Source organism: Sphingomonas trueperi, from assembly GCF_040545965.1.
Lineage (GTDB): Bacteria > Pseudomonadota > Alphaproteobacteria > Sphingomonadales > Sphingomonadaceae > Sphingomonas > Sphingomonas trueperi_C.
In genome coordinates this window covers 220467-235796 of the sequence record NZ_JBEPMV010000003.1, presented here as the reverse complement: position 1 = coordinate 235796, position 15330 = coordinate 220467, and the positions used below count along the sequence as shown (strand labels likewise).

The 15330-nt window shown below is 62.8% G+C and carries 12 protein-coding genes; 8 read left to right on the top strand and 4 right to left on the bottom strand.

Features of this window, described 5'->3' with window-relative positions; genetic code table 11:
- Positions 1–285 precede the first annotated feature (285 nt).
- The gene (locus ABIC35_RS08790; RefSeq protein ID WP_354278409.1) at positions 286–684 is read left to right on the top strand and encodes a response regulator; all 399 of its coding nucleotides are present in this window, start codon (positions 286–288) and stop codon (positions 682–684) included.
- Positions 685–690: 6 nt separating this feature from the next.
- On the opposite strand, the gene ABIC35_RS08785 is transcribed toward ABIC35_RS08790, so the two are convergent.
- Complete coding sequence (locus tag ABIC35_RS08785; protein ID WP_220667338.1) at positions 691–1665, bottom strand: histidine kinase dimerization/phosphoacceptor domain -containing protein; 975 nt, start codon at positions 1663–1665, stop codon at positions 691–693.
- Between the two features lie 921 nt (positions 1666–2586).
- Between ABIC35_RS08785 and ABIC35_RS08780 the strand changes: the two genes are divergently transcribed.
- The 6 genes from ABIC35_RS08780 to ABIC35_RS08755 all read left to right on the top strand — a co-directional run bounded on the left by ABIC35_RS08780 (position 2587) and on the right by ABIC35_RS08755 (position 11811).
- Positions 2587–2961, top strand: coding sequence for a Crp/Fnr family transcriptional regulator (locus ABIC35_RS08780; RefSeq protein ID WP_354278408.1), 375 nt, complete (start codon positions 2587–2589; stop codon positions 2959–2961).
- 255 nt (positions 2962–3216) lie between these two features.
- Entirely contained in the window at positions 3217–4752 is a 1536-nt protein-coding gene (locus ABIC35_RS08775) for an EAL domain-containing protein (RefSeq protein ID WP_121075129.1), read from the top strand.
- Between the two features lie 138 nt (positions 4753–4890).
- Positions 4891–7836, top strand: coding sequence for a S8 family peptidase (locus tag ABIC35_RS08770; protein WP_121075132.1), 2946 nt, complete (start codon positions 4891–4893; stop codon positions 7834–7836).
- A gap of 163 nt (positions 7837–7999) precedes the next feature.
- Positions 8000–10414, top strand: a complete 2415-nt coding sequence (locus tag ABIC35_RS08765) for a sensor histidine kinase (protein WP_183049333.1) — start codon at positions 8000–8002, stop codon at positions 10412–10414.
- Between the two features lie 50 nt (positions 10415–10464).
- Positions 10465–10857 carry a response regulator gene (locus tag ABIC35_RS08760; protein ID WP_121075138.1) on the top strand — a complete coding sequence of 131 codons (393 nt, stop codon included), beginning with the start codon at positions 10465–10467 and terminating at the stop codon, positions 10855–10857.
- Between the two features lie 147 nt (positions 10858–11004).
- Entirely contained in the window at positions 11005–11811 is an 807-nt protein-coding gene (locus ABIC35_RS08755; protein WP_354278445.1) for an alpha/beta fold hydrolase, read from the top strand.
- Between the two features lie 180 nt (positions 11812–11991).
- On the opposite strand, the gene ABIC35_RS08750 is transcribed toward ABIC35_RS08755, so the two are convergent.
- The 3 genes from ABIC35_RS08750 to ABIC35_RS08740 form a co-directional block, all read right to left on the bottom strand.
- Complete coding sequence (locus ABIC35_RS08750; RefSeq protein ID WP_121075144.1) at positions 11992–12732, bottom strand: RES family NAD+ phosphorylase; 741 nt, start codon at positions 12730–12732, stop codon at positions 11992–11994.
- Positions 12729–13142, bottom strand: a complete 414-nt coding sequence (locus ABIC35_RS08745; RefSeq protein WP_121079214.1) for an MbcA/ParS/Xre antitoxin family protein — start codon at positions 13140–13142, stop codon at positions 12729–12731. The genes ABIC35_RS08750 and ABIC35_RS08745 overlap by 4 nt, the downstream gene beginning before the upstream one ends.
- 618 nt (positions 13143–13760) lie before the next feature.
- Positions 13761–14486 carry a glycine betaine ABC transporter substrate-binding protein gene (locus ABIC35_RS08740; protein WP_121075147.1) on the bottom strand — a complete coding sequence of 242 codons (726 nt, stop codon included), beginning with the start codon at positions 14484–14486 and terminating at the stop codon, positions 13761–13763.
- Positions 14487–14754: 268 nt separating this feature from the next.
- On the opposite strand from ABIC35_RS08740, the gene ABIC35_RS08735 reads away from it, so the two are divergent.
- The gene (locus ABIC35_RS08735; protein ID WP_121075150.1) at positions 14755–15318 is read left to right on the top strand and encodes an ester cyclase; all 564 of its coding nucleotides are present in this window, start codon (positions 14755–14757) and stop codon (positions 15316–15318) included.
- The last annotated feature ends 12 nt before the right edge of the window (positions 15319–15330 follow it).

Sequence of the window (15330 nt, the reverse complement as noted above, 5' to 3'; positions counted from 1 at the left end):
CGGAGGGCGCCCCCCACGCAACTATCCGTGAAGTTGCCTCCTAGCCAGATGTCCTAACATGGGACATGCCCGGTCACGCCTGATCCAAGTGGGACATGTTTCGCTAGATCGCAGCCGATCGTTACGGCATCGACCGTCGCTGGCAGTGCTAAACTGCGTGTTGTGCCGGAGGGGGAGTCACCGGAGTGGCCGTTAACCAATCTTCGCCCCACATTGGGGATCTGAGCGGCCACGACGAGTTGAAGATCGCGCGGAACCGCTGCCTGCCTCCAAAACTTAGGCGACATGCTCTTGGATAAGCCCGTCTTGATCCTCTTGGTTGAGGATGAACCTATCATGCTGATCCATGCCCAGGATGCACTGGAAGATGGCGGCTACACAGTCGTGGAAGCGTCTTCCGGCGAGGATGCCATTCAGCTCCTGAGTCAGCAGGGTGACCAGATCATCGGTCTTGTGACGGATGTTCGCTTGGGCAAGGGCATGAACGGCTGGGACGTCGCCCGACGAGCGAGAGAACAAAAGGCAAGTCTCCCCGTCGTGTATCTGACCGCGGAAAGCGCGGAAGACTGGGCTGCCCAGGGGGTGCCGAAGAGCCTTCTGGTGCAAAAGCCATACGCACCCGCTCAGCTGCTGACAGCCATCTCCACGCTCATCAACGAGGCAAGCGCCAACGCTGCCGGCTGAGCAGTCTCAGTCGCGAGAGATTGTGGCTGCAGAGCCGGCATTTCCTGTCAGGGTCACGCGGACGATATAGCCAGGATCACCGGCTTCCCGTTCGACGGTTCCAGCTAGTTGCTTCGCGAGCAGCTTGACCAGCTTTGACCCCAGTCCGGCCTTCCCGAGATCCTCGCAACCAACTCCATCATCGCGAACCTCGATGACCAGCCGGTTTGGTTCAGAGTGAAGGGTAACCTCCACCGTGCCGCCCCGTTCTGACGGGAAGGCGTATTTGAGGCTGTTCGTCACAAGCTCGTTGACGATGAGGCCAACATTCACCGCGAGGTCCGTCTGCACCAGGAGGCGCGGGCAGTGCACGCGAACCGCAATCGGCCGAACGTCACGGAGGAGATCGCCCAGGTCGTGGCATAGCTCGGCCACATAAGAGCTGAGATCTACGCGCCCATCCGCCTTGCCTCCGCGTAGCCGCTCCTGCGCCCGCGCAACCACGAGGACCCGAGCATTGGCCGCCGCCAAGGCATCCCGTACCGCAGGGTCGGAGCTGGCATTCCGCTGCAGCGTGATCGCGGAGCTGATAATCGCGAGATCGTTCTTCGTTCGGTGCGCGAGTTCCTCGAGAAGCAGAGCTTTCGATCGCTCGCTCTCGTTCAGCTTTTCAATCGTGCCGCGAAGCGCCTCGATTACCAGTGACATCCCAATGCCTATGATGACGAAGATCGTAAGCGCAACCGCGGAACTCGCCGTCAACGCGAACGAATACCTGGGTTCGACGATGAAGTAACCTGCCAGGGCTGCACCGCAGAAAGTGGTCGTAGCACCTCCAATCTTGCCTAGCACGATTGCAGAGAAGAAGACCGCTGGGACGAACAGCAGGAGCGGGAAGCCACCCAAGGCTCCGCTCAAACTATGTTGAAGAATGAATCCGCCTATCGCGAAGGCTGATCCGATCAGGACTTGCAGCGAGACCCCTAACCGGCGCTCCGGCATTAACCACAATATGGCTCTATGCATTGTTCATGCTCGACCTTCCAGCCGTCACTGCTGAGGCATCGGCATACCAGATCATTCTTCAAGTACCATCGATCTCGATCAGTCTAGCTTCATAGAGTCCTGCATCGGTGTTGGACAATCGATCTCAGTAGCTGCGGCCGAGTGCTCCATCGCTCAATCCGAGCTTCGATGTCTAGGACTGCTGGTTCTCAACCGCCGCATCCCATCGCATATCGTTAACCGTTTCAAGCTAAGCCGATTTTCTTTCCCCAAAAGCGGCACAGCGATGGACATCGTCGATCTCGATCACCTCGGTACACACCTCCCTGCTTGGATGTCGGTAGCGGCAAACGACAACGAAACGGGCCATATGAGGCGACCCAGCTGGCTTAGGTCCATCTAAGCACAGCAGCCCCCGCTCACTGGCGACGTTCGCTCGAGATCCCGCGCCGGTATGCAGCTCTGACGTGCGCTCCGCGTCTAGACACGCGCGGATCACTTGCGCAAATATATTCACGGAGGTTGGTGGGGCGAAGGTCCCTGCGAGTATCGAGCAGGCATTTGGCGGTGGCATACCCGACTACAGATACAGGGCGTTGGCCGAACTTACTGATAGGGAGGAGCTCGCTCTCCGTGAACTCGGGCCGATCGAGACCGTAAGGCGACGGCGAAACCTTTCAGCGGGAGGGGGATCAACTTAGTGGCTTCCATCTCCATAATGCTGGGTGGATATCGTCTTCGATCGTGCTCCGTGGCGGCAAGCGACTGATCCAGAAGGTGCATCTGCCGGGTGACATCCTGGGGACCCCAAGTATGGCCCTCCAGACAGCCGCAGACACTTTGACGTGCATCACGGACGCTGCGACTGCGTTTGTTTCCTACGCTCGGCTCCGCGATCTCTACACGCGTGCTCCTAAAGTGGCGGCCCTGTTCACCATGGCGGTTCAGATCGAGCGGTTAAGTCTCATGGATATGCTCGCGGCAGTCGGCCACGCATCAGCCAGGGCCCGCTTGAGCAAGCTTCTACTGGACTTTCGTGCGCGGCTCTCACCGCTTGGCCTGGTGGAGCACGACGTCTTCGACCTACCGCTCACGCAAGAAATGCTGGGCGACCTCCTCGGGCTGACGTCGGTGCACGTCAATCGAACGATCCGGGACATGGAGCGGGAAGGGCTGATTGCCCGCAGCGACCACAGGATCAAGTTGCTAGACGTCCCGAAGCTCCAATCCTTATCGCCATTACCGCTCCGACAGCTAGCATTTGAGCCGGCATGGCTGCCGCAACCGGCTTGATCACCTGCCTCGCCAGCGGGTCAGCTGTGCGCCCAATTCCAGTCATCGAGACCGGTCACCTCGACCGTCTTCTTCTGACAACACCTGCCTTAACCCCGCAACGCACCAAGCGCGAGTTTACGGTCATCCTGCTCGGGGCGAAGGGAGGGGGCGGCGCGAGCTCTCGAATGAAGAAGCGCAGTTTATCCCGCTGCAAAAATGGCCTTTTAGCATGCGGTTACGCTTGTTTCACAAATACTTGCTAGCTCCGACCGAATGGCATTGGTGAATCTCCCGGTCCTCGTCCTACGTGCGGTGGTTCGCCGGTTGGCGGCGCGGCCTTGGCGAACCGCATTCGACGTCCGCAAGCCGGTCCGCATCGCTGAGGTAGTCGAGGCGACTACGCGGCAGGATCAATGGCAAGGTATCAGATCCGTCAATCCGAAGTCCGGCGACGGCTTCCTCGGGTCGGCCGATGCGCCGCCCCCTATTGTGCAATCATCCGCGCAACAACGGTCTCAAGTGATCACGGCGATCTTCGATGAACTCCGTGACGAATCCGTTGCCGCCAAGGCCTCCGCTCAATCCACATTCGTGGCCATCGTTGAAGTGGAACGCTTTGCACCGCTTCGGAAAAGCATCGGGTACCGGCTCGCCAACCAATTGCTGGAAATCCTCGCCGATCGAGTTGAAGCCGCGATTGAAAGTGCCGAGCGTGGGCGTATTGGCCGTACCACGATTGAGTTTGCCTTCAACGCGGCCAGCCTCGAGGCGGCAACAGCGAACCTGCAAGACCTTGTCGAAACGCTGGAGGCGCGGCTGTTTGTCGATGCGTTCAGCATCAGCCCCACGGTGACGATCGGCTTCGCCGACGCCGGCCAGAGCTCCATTCGCGACGAGCTTGTCGATCAGGCGGCGGCCGCACTGAGCGCCGCGCAAACCGAACGGCGCAAAATCCGCTTCGCGGATCCGGCGGTGCTTTTGCAAAACAGCTTGTCTGACCTGGAGCTTATGCGCGCTCTGCCGCATGCGCTCGCGTCGGGCGAACTGAGCTTGTACTACCAGCCGAAGCTTCACGCGCGGACGAACACAATCACCTCCGTCGAGGCGCTGATCCGGTGGATCCGGCCCGGCAGCGGCCTTGTTCCGACCGATCGTTTCATCGCGCTCGCCGAGGAAACCGGGGCAATCCGCGAACTCAGCGAATGGGTGATCACGCGCGCCATCGACGACCAGCAGTACCTCATCGAGCGCGGGCACGCCGTTGATATTTACGTCAACATCTCTGGGCAGCTCCTTCCCGACCATGGCTTCGCCGCCGCCGCGCTTGCATTGGTCCGCCACGCGAAGGGCAGGATCGGGTTCGAGATTACCGAAACCGCGGTGATCAGCGATCCTGACGCAGCACTCGCAAATCTGCGCGCTTTCACCGAAGCCGGCATCCGAATCGCGATCGACGATTACGGCTCCGGCCTTTCGTCGCTCGCCTACCTAAAGCAGCTGCCGGCCCAGGAGCTCAAGATCGATCGCATGTTCGTGAGTGGCCTTACTAACAGCAATCGCGACCCGCTTCTTGTCCGATCCTCGATCGATTTGGCGCACGCACTTGAAATGGAAGTCACTGCCGAAGGTGTGGACACGGCGATGAGCCTGTCGCTTCTCCGCATCATGGGCTGCGACCTCCTCCAGGGCTATTTCATCTCTCCACCGCTACCGTTGCCGCAGCTGATCGAATTCCTGAGAGACGAAGCGCATCTGGAGCGCCTGGCTGGTCCGGGCCCAGGGCAATGGCAAGCCTCATTAGGTGCATGAAATTGAAGCGATAAATTATACCTTAACGATGGCTTAACGACATTTCTTCGGTTCTCGGTAACAATTGGCGGCGCAAGACCCTCTCAAATCAAAACGACAAGACGGCAACAGGGAGCTGGCTTGAACGGGGGCTTCCCAATGACGATGCGCACGTTGATCCGCTCGTATCTTTTCGCGACGGCCGGATTCGGCGGCTTGGTGGCCGCGGGTGGCGCCGAGGCCCAGACCGCGCCCACGGCGCCTGCTCCGACGCCTTCGCCCGCCCGCGCGCAGCCGGTGGTGGTTCGGCCCGGTCCCGTATCGGCAGACAAGCCGGTGCAGACGCTGAGTGGTACGCTCACCCCCTATGTGGGCAACATCCGAACGTTCACCGGCGATCTCGATCCGCTGGTCGGCAACATCCGCACCTTCAGCGGCGACCTGAGCCCCTATATCGGCAACATCCGCACCTTCAGCGGTACCGTAGACCCATATGTGGGCAATATCCGCACCTTCTGGGGCGATCTGGCACCCGCTATGGGTGATCTCGACCCGATGATCGGGAACATCCGGACGTTCTCCGACGCGTACGTTACCACCAGCAAGGATGCGCTGGGCTATTGGCTGAACCTGTCGGGTACTGCCTCGTCCACTGACCTGTCGACGCTCGTTACCAAGATCAACGGGATGATCGGACAGTCCAAGGACGCTTGGGGCTCGGCTGTCCAGACGCAGACGGGCAAGACCTTCGAGGCCGGGTTCGTTGCTCCGATGCTGGCCAAGTGGGGACTCGATCTGACCAACCCCGCCTCGCTGACCTCGGTGGATGCCTATACGCGACAGATGTTCTTCATCGACTGGTACGACCAGCTCAACCAATATGCGGGCATGGACCACACCGACTGGTGGATGCAGACGATCAACTGGTCGCCTGCCATCACCAAGACGATCGGCGAGGGCAAGCGCTCGATCGTCGGTCTGCTCGACTTCACCGTGACCGGCGAAGGCACCAGCAATATCACCAAATACAGCGGCATCTCGGACTTCTCGAACGGCCACGGCGCCGCGGTCGCGAGCCTGATCATCGCCGCGCACGACGGCAAGGGCGTAATGGGTATCGCGCCGATGGCCTCGGTCGTCGCCTACAATCCGTTCGACAGCTCGGGCACTGCCAACTGGACCGACGTGAAGAACGGCGTGCTGATGATCGCGCAGAACAATGCCAGCATCGTCAACATGTCGCTCGGCGAACCCGGCAAGACGCTGCCGCAGGGCTGGAACGACGTGTTCGGCGATCCGGATGTCGCTGCCTATGCCAAGAAGACGATCTTCGTCATCGCGGCGGGCAATGACGGGATCACCCAGACCCAGAACATCAAGTGGGACAAGGCCAATCCCTACATGATCGTGGTTGGCTCGGTCGGGCCGACGGGAACGATTTCCGACTTCTCCAACCGGCCGGGCAGTGCCTGCCTTGTCGATGCCAAGGGCAATTGCGCGCCCGACATGAAGCTGATGAACCGCTTCATCACTGCGCCGGGCGAGATGATCCTGGTGTCGGACGGGCAGGGCGGGGTGACGCGCGCGTCGGGCACCTCGTTCGCCGCGCCGCTGGTCACCGGAACGATCGCGCTGCTCCACGATCGCTGGCCGTGGCTGTCCAACTATCCCAAGGAGACGGTCGACATCATCCTGAAGTCGGCGCGCGATGTTGGCGCGCCGGGCGTCGACCCCGTCTACGGCGTCGGCATCCTCGACGTCACCGCTGCCCTGTCGCCGCTGAGCTTCGACGGGCTGAAGTGGTACCAGTACGACGCGAAGGGCAATATAGTCGCCACCCAGGCCGCTAAGATCCGCGACCCCAAGGAGCAGGCCAAGTGGGAAGCGGCGGGCATGTTCTTCTATGCCTATGAAGACGTTGGGGCGACTTTTCGCGACTTCGCCATCCCGGTGTCGAGCAAGCTGACCGACGCGACGGCGATGTCGCTGACCGGTTCGAATGAATATCTGCAGAGCTATATCTACAGCCGCTTCATGGCTTGGGCGACGACGAAGAGCGGCCCGGGGCCCAAGGGACCGGGCGCGTTCAGCGGCTTCGCATTCTCCGCGCCAATCTCCAACAAGGGGGGCCTGCAGCTCTCGATGGCGGTGGCGCCGCGCACGCGCATGCTGGGCTTCTACCAGAGCCAGCTGCCCTATCAAACGGCGGTGCGGCTGGTCACCCCGGGCGATCGCGTTGCCTTCACCTTCGGCGACGGCGATGGTGCGACCCAGCTCAGCGGCGGCAGCTTCGCGCTGCCTTCCGACTTCGATCCCAACGTCGGTGGTGCGAACCCGTTGATGGGCTTCGCGTCGGGCGGCGGCTATCTCCAGACCAGCGTCGCGCTGAGTGATCACTGGACGATCTCGAGCGGGCTCACCCAGCGGACGCTGCGCCGCGATCTGCGGCAGATGGATACGCTCACGGCCTTCGCGATGGGCGCAGTGGATCCCTATCGGGCCGGCGCGCAGAATGTCGCGGTGCGCTACACCGCCGGCACCGGCGCGCTGAGCGCGAGCTACACGCGCCTGCGCGAGGCCAAGGCGATGCTGGGCATCGAATCGGCGGACCCTTATGATTTTGCGCGCGGCAGCATCAGCGACGGCGTCACCCTCGGCGCAGACCTTGCGCTGACCCCGACCCTGGCACTTGCTGCGACCGGGACCGTCGGCCGCACCCGAGCGGCGGGCGCCGCAACGATCACACCGGCCGGCGGCGGTCTGGTAAGCACCTCGTTCCAGGTCGGGCTGACGAAGAGCGAATTGTTCGGCAAGACCGACCTGTTTCGCATGACGCTGGCGCAGCCGATGCACCTCGAACGGGCGAGCGTCGACCTGACCACGGTGCAGGTCATCGACCGACAGACCGGCGAGTTGGGGCCGCTCACCCAGCGGTTCAATCTCGGGGTTCCCGAGCGGCAATATGTCGGCGAGGCGATGTATGGGCGAACGATACTGGACGGCGCGGCGCAGGTGAGCATCTTCGGCCGCGCGACGTTCAATGGTGCGCAGACGCAAGCCTTGCCGCGCCTCACGGGCGGCGCCGCATTCCGCATGAACTTCTGAGCCAGTCCTGCCGGCTGTGCCCGTGGGGGGCCGCCGGCATGGTGGGACATGCCTTAACCTTTTCGCCCTAAAATATTCTGGCGAAGGGAGATTCGGCCGGATGCGATGTGTGGAAGGCCTATGTCTGCTGGCGCTCGCAATTGCGACGCCTGCAGTTGCCCAGATGCCATTGGCGCCGGTGAAGGCGGATAAGGCCGCCCTCGCGCGGTTCGATCAGGACATCGCCGCCGCCAAGACCGCAATGATGGCGGACCCAAGCCAAGCCCTTGGGCTGGCCGACAAGGCGTTGGTGCGCGCGCGTGCGCTTGCGGCTTCACCGGAGGCCGAGCGCGCCGTCGCGACGGCCGAATGGCTGAAGGGCGAGGCCTATATCCGGATCAGCGAGCCGGCCAAGGCCCGGCCGATCATCGATGCAGCGCTCGCCCGCATTGCGGTGCATGGCCACGATACCAAGCTGCAGGGCGATCTGATGCGCTCGCGCGGGGCGATCGCGGCCACTTCGGGCAACATCGTCGAGGCACTGCAGGACTACCAGCGCGCGCACGACATTTTCCGCGTCGCTCGCGAAATCCGCAGCCAGGCCATTGTGCTGCAAGACATCGGGCAGATCTATTCGGACGCCGGTGATTATCCGCGCGCGCTCGACTATTACTCGCAGGCGGGTGAACTCTACTCGGCCGATCCGAGCTTCCGGCTGAGTACCTATAACAACCGCGCCGAGGTGTTGCGCCTGCTCGGTCGCTACGACCAGGCTGAGCGGGACTATCGGGATGCGCTGAAGAGCGCGCGCGAACTCGGCAGCCCGCTGCTGCAGATCCAGATCCTTGCCAATCTGGCGAGCGCGGAAACCGAACGCCGCAAGTTCGCTGCGGCGGGCCAGGCCGTTGCGGACGCGCTGCGGCTTTCCCGTTCGGAAGAGGCGGCATCGATGCGCCCGGTGGCCTTCGCCGCGGCGGCCAAGCTCAAGGCGGCGCATGGGGATTATGGCGGCGCCGCGGCGCTGCTGCGTACGACCTTCGCTGGAGTCGACCTCACCACCACGCCCATGCCGGACAAGGAGTTCCACGCCACCGCGGCGGAAGTGTTCGAGAAGCTCGGCGATCCGGCGATGGCGCTCCAGCATCTCAAAGCGTTCGAGCGCCTCGACAAGGAGGCGAGCCGGCTCACGGCCTCGGCCGCGTCGCAGTTGATGGCCGCGCGCTTCGACTTCCAGAACCAGAAGCAGAAGATTTTCGAGCGCGATGCCCGTATCCACCAGCAGCAGGCGGAGTTCCGCACCAAGCTTCTCCTGGGCCTGGTCGCGGCGGCTACGATCGTGCTGGTGCTGCTGCTGATCAGCGCGCTGCGGATCCGCAAGAGCCGCAATGAAACACGCGCGGCCAACGTTGTGCTGAACCAGACCAACGCGGCGCTGGAGAAGGCGCTGAAGGCCAAGACCGAATTCCTGGCCACGACCAGCCACGAGATCCGCACCCCCCTCAATGGCATCCTTGGCATGACGCAGATCCTGCTGACCAATCCGCGCCTCGATGCCGAAGCGCGCGAGCAGGTGCAGGTGGTGTTCGGTGCCGGCGAGGCGATGCGCGCGCTGGTCGACGATATCCTCGACGTCGCCAAGATGGAGACGGGCGAGATCGCAGTCGCGCAGGAAGACGTGGCGTTCCGTGCACTCTTGGAGGACGCGGCGCGGCTGTGGAGCGGACATGCCGCCGCCAAGGGCATCGCGCTGAACCTCAACATCGCGGACGCACCGGTGCGCATCCTGTCCGACAATGCGCGGCTTCGCCAGATCATCGGCAATCTGCTGTCGAACGCCGTCAAGTTCACGCCTGCCGGCAGCGTGACGCTGCGCGCCGGCGTCGCGGGCAACTCGGAAATGCTCGTCGTCGAGGTGGAAGACACCGGCATCGGCATCCCGGCGGATCATCTCGACCGCGTGTTCGAAGCCTTCCACCAGGTGGACGGCGGCTTGAACCGCCAGTTTAGCGGCACCGGCCTTGGCCTCTCCATTTGCGTGAAGCTGGCGTGCGCGCTGGGCGGTGCGCTGGACGTCGCGAGCGCGCTGGGGGAGGGATCACGCTTCACGCTGCGCGTGCCGCTGCAGCGCACAGTTGCCGAGAACGAAGCGCCGTCGCAGGGCGGACGTCCCGCCAGCCTGGCGGAAGCGCGGTTGGTGCTGGTCGAGGCCAACCCGCTGACGCAGGGCATGATGCGCGGACTGCTCGATCCGGTCGCGGCCGTGGTCGACTGCCTCACCGATGGAGACAGCGCGATCGCGGCAGTGCGCGCGGGCACGGTGGATCACCTGCTCGTCGAGGCGCGATCGGCGACGGTCGAGGGTCTACCGCCGCTCGATTCGCTGCGCGCGCTGATTGGCGCGTGTCGGGCGGCCGAGCTGCCGATCAGTCTCCTGTTCGCGCCGGCCGAGGACCTGCCGCTCGATGAGATGGCGCGGCTGGGTGCGACGCAATTGATCGTCAAGCCCGTCGGCGCGGTCCAGCTCATCGCCGCGCTGCGAGGCGTGTATGCGGAGGGAGCACCGCAGGACGCCCCGGTGCGGATGGCTTCAGCATCCTAATCAACTATTTACGCCCTGCTGCTAGGCAGGTTTGCTCCAGGGAGCGTGCCATGCAGATTTTGTTCGTCGAAGACGACCCCATGAACCGCCGCGTCGTGAAGGACATGCTGCGCGTGGTGGGGGCGCATATGGAGGAAGCCGCGGATGCGGAGACTGGCCTCCAGATGATCGCCAATGGTGATTACAGCATCATCCTGATGGACCTGCGCATGCCCGGCATGGACGGGCTCACCGCCATCCAGCATCTCCGCGCCACGCCGGGGGAGAAGGCTGCGCTGCCGGTCATCGTCGTCACGGCCGACGCCGCCACCGATCTTCGAGAAAGGTGCATGGCTGCAGGTGCCGACGAGGTGATCATGAAACCGGTCGCGATGACCGCGCTGCTCAACGCGATGGGCCGAATGCTGACGAAGCGCGGGACCGACGGGGTTGTGCTGAGCTGATCTGTCGAATGCGCTCGGCTCGTTCCTGTTGCACGTGGACGCGCCGCACGTGGACGACACGGGCTGGACGTGCTTCGGATCAATGAGATTCGCTTTCGCCAGTGGGCGTAGGGCGACCGGAGCCTTGGGGAAGTTGGCAATTTGAACGTGGGTTCGCGAAACAATGTGCGGACGTTCGGATCTGGTGAATCGGCGATCCTGTTCGCGCACGGCTATGGCTGTGACCAGACGATGTGGCGCCATGTCGCGCCTGCCTTCGAGCACGCGCACCGCGTGATTCTGTTCGATCATGTCGGTGCCGGCGGCTCCGATCTCGCTGCCTGGAATCCCGCCAAGTATCAATCGCTGCATGGCTATGCCGAAGACGTGGTCGAGATCGGCTCGAGCTTGGGCCTTCGGGACGCGATCTTCGTCGGCCACTCCGTGAGCGCGATGATCGGCATCCTAGCCGCGAAAATGGCACCTGGCATGTTCACCAAGCTGGTTCTCGTCGGCCCGTCCCCGCGGTACATCAACGATGGAGAATATTTTGGCGGATTCGAGGCGACCGAGATCGATAGGCTGATGGCGCTTTCGGAGGAGGATTTCCGCGATTGGTCCATTCAGGTGGCCTCGCTCGCGATCGGAAATCCCGAACGCTCGGAGTTGGTCGAGGAACTTGTTGCGAGCTTCTGTCGCGCCGATCCGGCTATTGCCAGGCACTTCGCCCATGTAACATTCTCGTCGGACAACCGCCGGGACCTCGAAGCGGTGCCGGCAAAGGTGCTGATCCTGCAGTGCTCGAATGACGCGATAGCACCCGAAGTAGTTGGGCGGTATGTTCAAGCGCGCATTACCGGCAGCGACTTCGTCCGATTGCGTGCGACTGGCCACTGCCCTAACCTCAGTGCGCCCGAGGAAACAATCAGGGCGATTTGCGCTTGGCTCGACAGTCAACTGGCGGTGGATACTTAACACCGTGCGGGGGTGTTCGGCCTTGCCCTATTATTGGCCCGTTGCTGGATTGACGGGTTTCGTCAGGACCTGCCGTTCCTCACGCATGCCCTGAAGGACTGCAAAGTCCCAGACCCCGTCACTGCCTCGTGTAATCTCATCGGCCGCAATCGCTTCAGTTGCTATGGACGTAGGTCGTGCTCAGCTCGGCGGCTGGGCGCTACCGTCAGCTATGATCCGAAATACCTCGCCAGAGCCGGCGTCTCGGTAAAGATCGATTCGGCGACCGTCCCAGTGATAATCAAGATGGCGGCCTTGCCGCGGATTCCGTGCAAGGTCTGGATGAAAGAGGCCGACGCATTCTCCGCCCTCGTCGCGCAAGCTTGGATAAACTACTCCATCGCTGCCCATCGATCGGAGTGCGGCTCCAAGAGCCTGACCGGCAGCGTGGGATTTCGGATCCAGGACGTCGGAAACGCTCTCGGGGTGCGTTCGCAAGTCGTGCAGCTCCGCCCGAACGTCGAGGATGATCTCGCGGAACTGCGAAGTCCAGCCCGGCGCTTCTCTGGTTCGCTCCATAAACCTGGCGTGATGGTGAATCGTCTCGAGCAGGGCCGTCTGAAATCGGCTGCCGGCATACAGAACACCGGTCCGCCCATCGCTGAATCGACTGGGCCGATCTGTGCTTACATGAGTGAACGGCGCCATCAGGTAGCTCGCCCCCGGACCGGCTACACGGCGCTCAGGAGGTACCAGATCGATTGCCCCGATGGTCTCCATTAGCCGCGGATTCGTCTTTTGCTCGGCAGCGATCAGGAGCGGCCAATCAGCTGGGTCGGCGATGTCCTCGAATAGATCGATCGGTGGGTAAAGGCTCCGTATAATCCGGACCGCGCCATCCCACTCAACCCTCGCGCGCGTTAGGTGGGTTGGCTCAATCACCAACCGCCGCGCTCAGCGTCTAGGTAGCGCCGCACTCGCATCAGGTCGGTCAGTTCGCCACCGAGCATGACTTCGAGCGCCGTCCGCCCACTGAAGGCATCATTTGCGGCTTTGATCCAGGCATAACCACGCTGCGGCTCACGCAGGATTAGTCGTAGCGCCTTATGGATACCCATCAGGTTGGAGAGGCGTGCTTTCTTGTCACGATCTAGTTTGCCTTGCGCGCCCGTCTTCCAGCGACGGTAAGTGCGCAACGGCATGTCGAGGAGCGTTGAAGCTTGCTCATCCGTTAGGTCCCAAAGCCTGAACAAGTTGGCGACGGCACGAAACATGGCCGCGCCCTCTTCATCCGAGATTGGCTTAGGGACGAAGGGCGGCGGTGAGGTCTCGATACGTTGTAACGCAGTCATCGCAGTCTCCTTTTGGCACCACATAGAGCTTCTGGTGCCAAATGGCAACCAACCCAAACGCGCTGACCTCTAAGTGTGTTGGTGAGGTGGGCCGAAGCGGAGAGTTCGCTATACCCAAAAGCACAAGCCGATCGAGTTGAGGGCCGTGTCCGCTTTCGCCCTTGTGGGCCTAAAAAGCTGCGTGACGGCTTCGGCCCAGAGGCGGGCGGAAGACGCGATACCTGAAAGCACGAGTCAGCCGCCGCACGCCTATGTCCGCTTTCGCGTGTCCCCCCCCAAAAGCCGTCTGGCGGCTTACGGCCCAGTTGCGGCCGGTGTGCAAGGCCAGTCGTGCGATCGCTGAGTGTCGGCGATTGGCGAAACCTGCCGCTTGCACGTTGCTGTAGGAACGACCGTTAAGTCCCAGCATACGTCGATCGAGCTTGTCGCGGCAGTCGACCAGAGCCGGTCGGTCGCCGGCGCACGGCGAACGGCGGCTTCTGATACAACCTGAAGCTGGCTCAGCGTAAAACCGGTTGATAGCACCGCGCCCACAAGTTGGTCGTTCGGTGCGCCGCGATGCATTTCCCCAAAGCTGTCATGCTCTCCACTACCTATCGTTGTCTTTCCAGCTCCACATCAACGAATATCTCGCACGAGCGCATCTTCAAGCGCGCTAACCCGCGCATTGCCTAGTTGTAACGCCGCTAGATCCGCCAAGGCAGCTGCACCAACACGAGCCTCGGCGTCGCGGCGGACGATTAGCGTCGCCGCGTCGGTGCCGCCGAGCAGGCCCAGCGGCTCCTCCAACGCGCGGATGGTGTACCGGGCATGGAGATATTGCGGGTGCCATAGCGGCACCACGATCCATCGCTTCTCCGCAACTGCCGCTTCGAAGCGATCGAAACAATCGGCTTCGCTGCCGGTCTCGAAATGATAGCCACCCGCGCCGAGGCCGTAGCGGTCAACAATGGCTTGCGAGAAGCGGCTGATGCCGGCGCCGGGGTTGATCCCCTGGATACGGCGTTCCATCCGCTCCAGCGCCGGCGCGCTGAGCAGATCGGCAACGCCGGCCACCTCGGCCGACACATAGTCCGGTACGCCCCAGATGCAGTAGGGCGTGTAGAGCACGGTCAGCTTGCGCACGTCGTTCTCGAACGGATCGAGATACGTGCCATGGCTCGCGGGCAGCCAAGCGGAGACGAGCAGGTCCACCTCGCCGCGTCCCATGCGCCGGAACATCTCCTCATGGGGTGCAGCAGAGCGCTCGACGCGGTGGCCGTGGCGCGCGAGGACGGACTCGACCACGCGCGCGCTGGCATCGTGAAAGCCGAGTGCAATATGGCCGACGCGTATGAGGGACATGGCAGGATCTCCTTTTCGATGTGCACCCTTCGTGCACGCGCCTGCGGCCCAGGGGCATCGCCAGCTTCGAATTGTGGTCATGCGTCGGCGCATGGTGAGCCGCATCCCCTACCGGGGCAGGCCCGTGGTGGTCCACGGTGCAGGTGGTGCATGGCGGCTGATCGAGTCAGGCCACGACCATGCAGCGCTGCATGGAGAACATGCGTGATTGGCCGTGGAGCGCGGCTGAAAGGCTCCCCATTGTTCTCGGCAACGAAAGGACACCGCCATGAAGACCCATGTCACACGGATTGCCGTTGCCGCCGCCATTACCTCCGCGATGCTACCGGCGAGTGCCGGCGCTGCGCGTCTGGACGACCACGCCGCGATCGCCGCCACCCGTCCGCAGGAGCTGATCGTCGCGGCCGATATGCCGGCCGCCGAACGCGCACGGTTGCTCGCGCCGGTGGATGCCTTTTACGGTTTCTGGGCGAACGGGAGCGCGACGCTGCTTGCCCGCGCGATCGGTGCCGACTTCGTCGACCACACGCTGCCCGCCGGCAGGCCGCAAGGGCCTAGCGGCCCCGCCGCCGCGTCCAAGGCATTTCTCGGGGCAGTGCCCGACCTAAAGGTCACCGTCGTGCAGCGGCTGGTGGTCGCCGATCGCGTAGTATCGCATCTGCGCTTCACCGGCCATTTCACCGGCAGCTTCGGCGGTCGACAGGGGCGAGGCGAGCCGGTGGACTTCATCGCGACGGACATCGTTCGCGTCCGAGACGGTCGCATCACTGACAATTGGCATCTCGAGGACAACCTGACCTTCCTCCAGCAGATCGGCATGGCTGCGCGATGAGCGCGGGAAAGG

Coding starts and splice junctions, on each gene's coding strand:
- ABIC35_RS08790 (WP_354278409.1), top strand. CDS start 286: ATGCTCTTGGATAAGCCCGTCTTGATCCTCTTGGTTGAGGATGAACCT.
- ABIC35_RS08785 (WP_220667338.1), bottom strand. CDS start 1,665: ATGCCGGAGCGCCGGTTAGGGGTCTCGCTGCAAGTCCTGATCGGATCA.
- ABIC35_RS08775 (WP_121075129.1), top strand. CDS start 3,217: ATGGCATTGGTGAATCTCCCGGTCCTCGTCCTACGTGCGGTGGTTCGC.
- ABIC35_RS08770 (WP_121075132.1), top strand. CDS start 4,891: ATGACGATGCGCACGTTGATCCGCTCGTATCTTTTCGCGACGGCCGGA.
- ABIC35_RS08765 (WP_183049333.1), top strand. CDS start 8,000: ATGCCATTGGCGCCGGTGAAGGCGGATAAGGCCGCCCTCGCGCGGTTC.
- ABIC35_RS08760 (WP_121075138.1), top strand. CDS start 10,465: ATGCAGATTTTGTTCGTCGAAGACGACCCCATGAACCGCCGCGTCGTG.
- ABIC35_RS08745 (WP_121079214.1), bottom strand. CDS start 13,142: ATGACTGCGTTACAACGTATCGAGACCTCACCGCCGCCCTTCGTCCCT.
- ABIC35_RS08740 (WP_121075147.1), bottom strand. CDS start 14,486: ATGTCCCTCATACGCGTCGGCCATATTGCACTCGGCTTTCACGATGCC.
- ABIC35_RS08735 (WP_121075150.1), top strand. CDS start 14,755: ATGAAGACCCATGTCACACGGATTGCCGTTGCCGCCGCCATTACCTCC.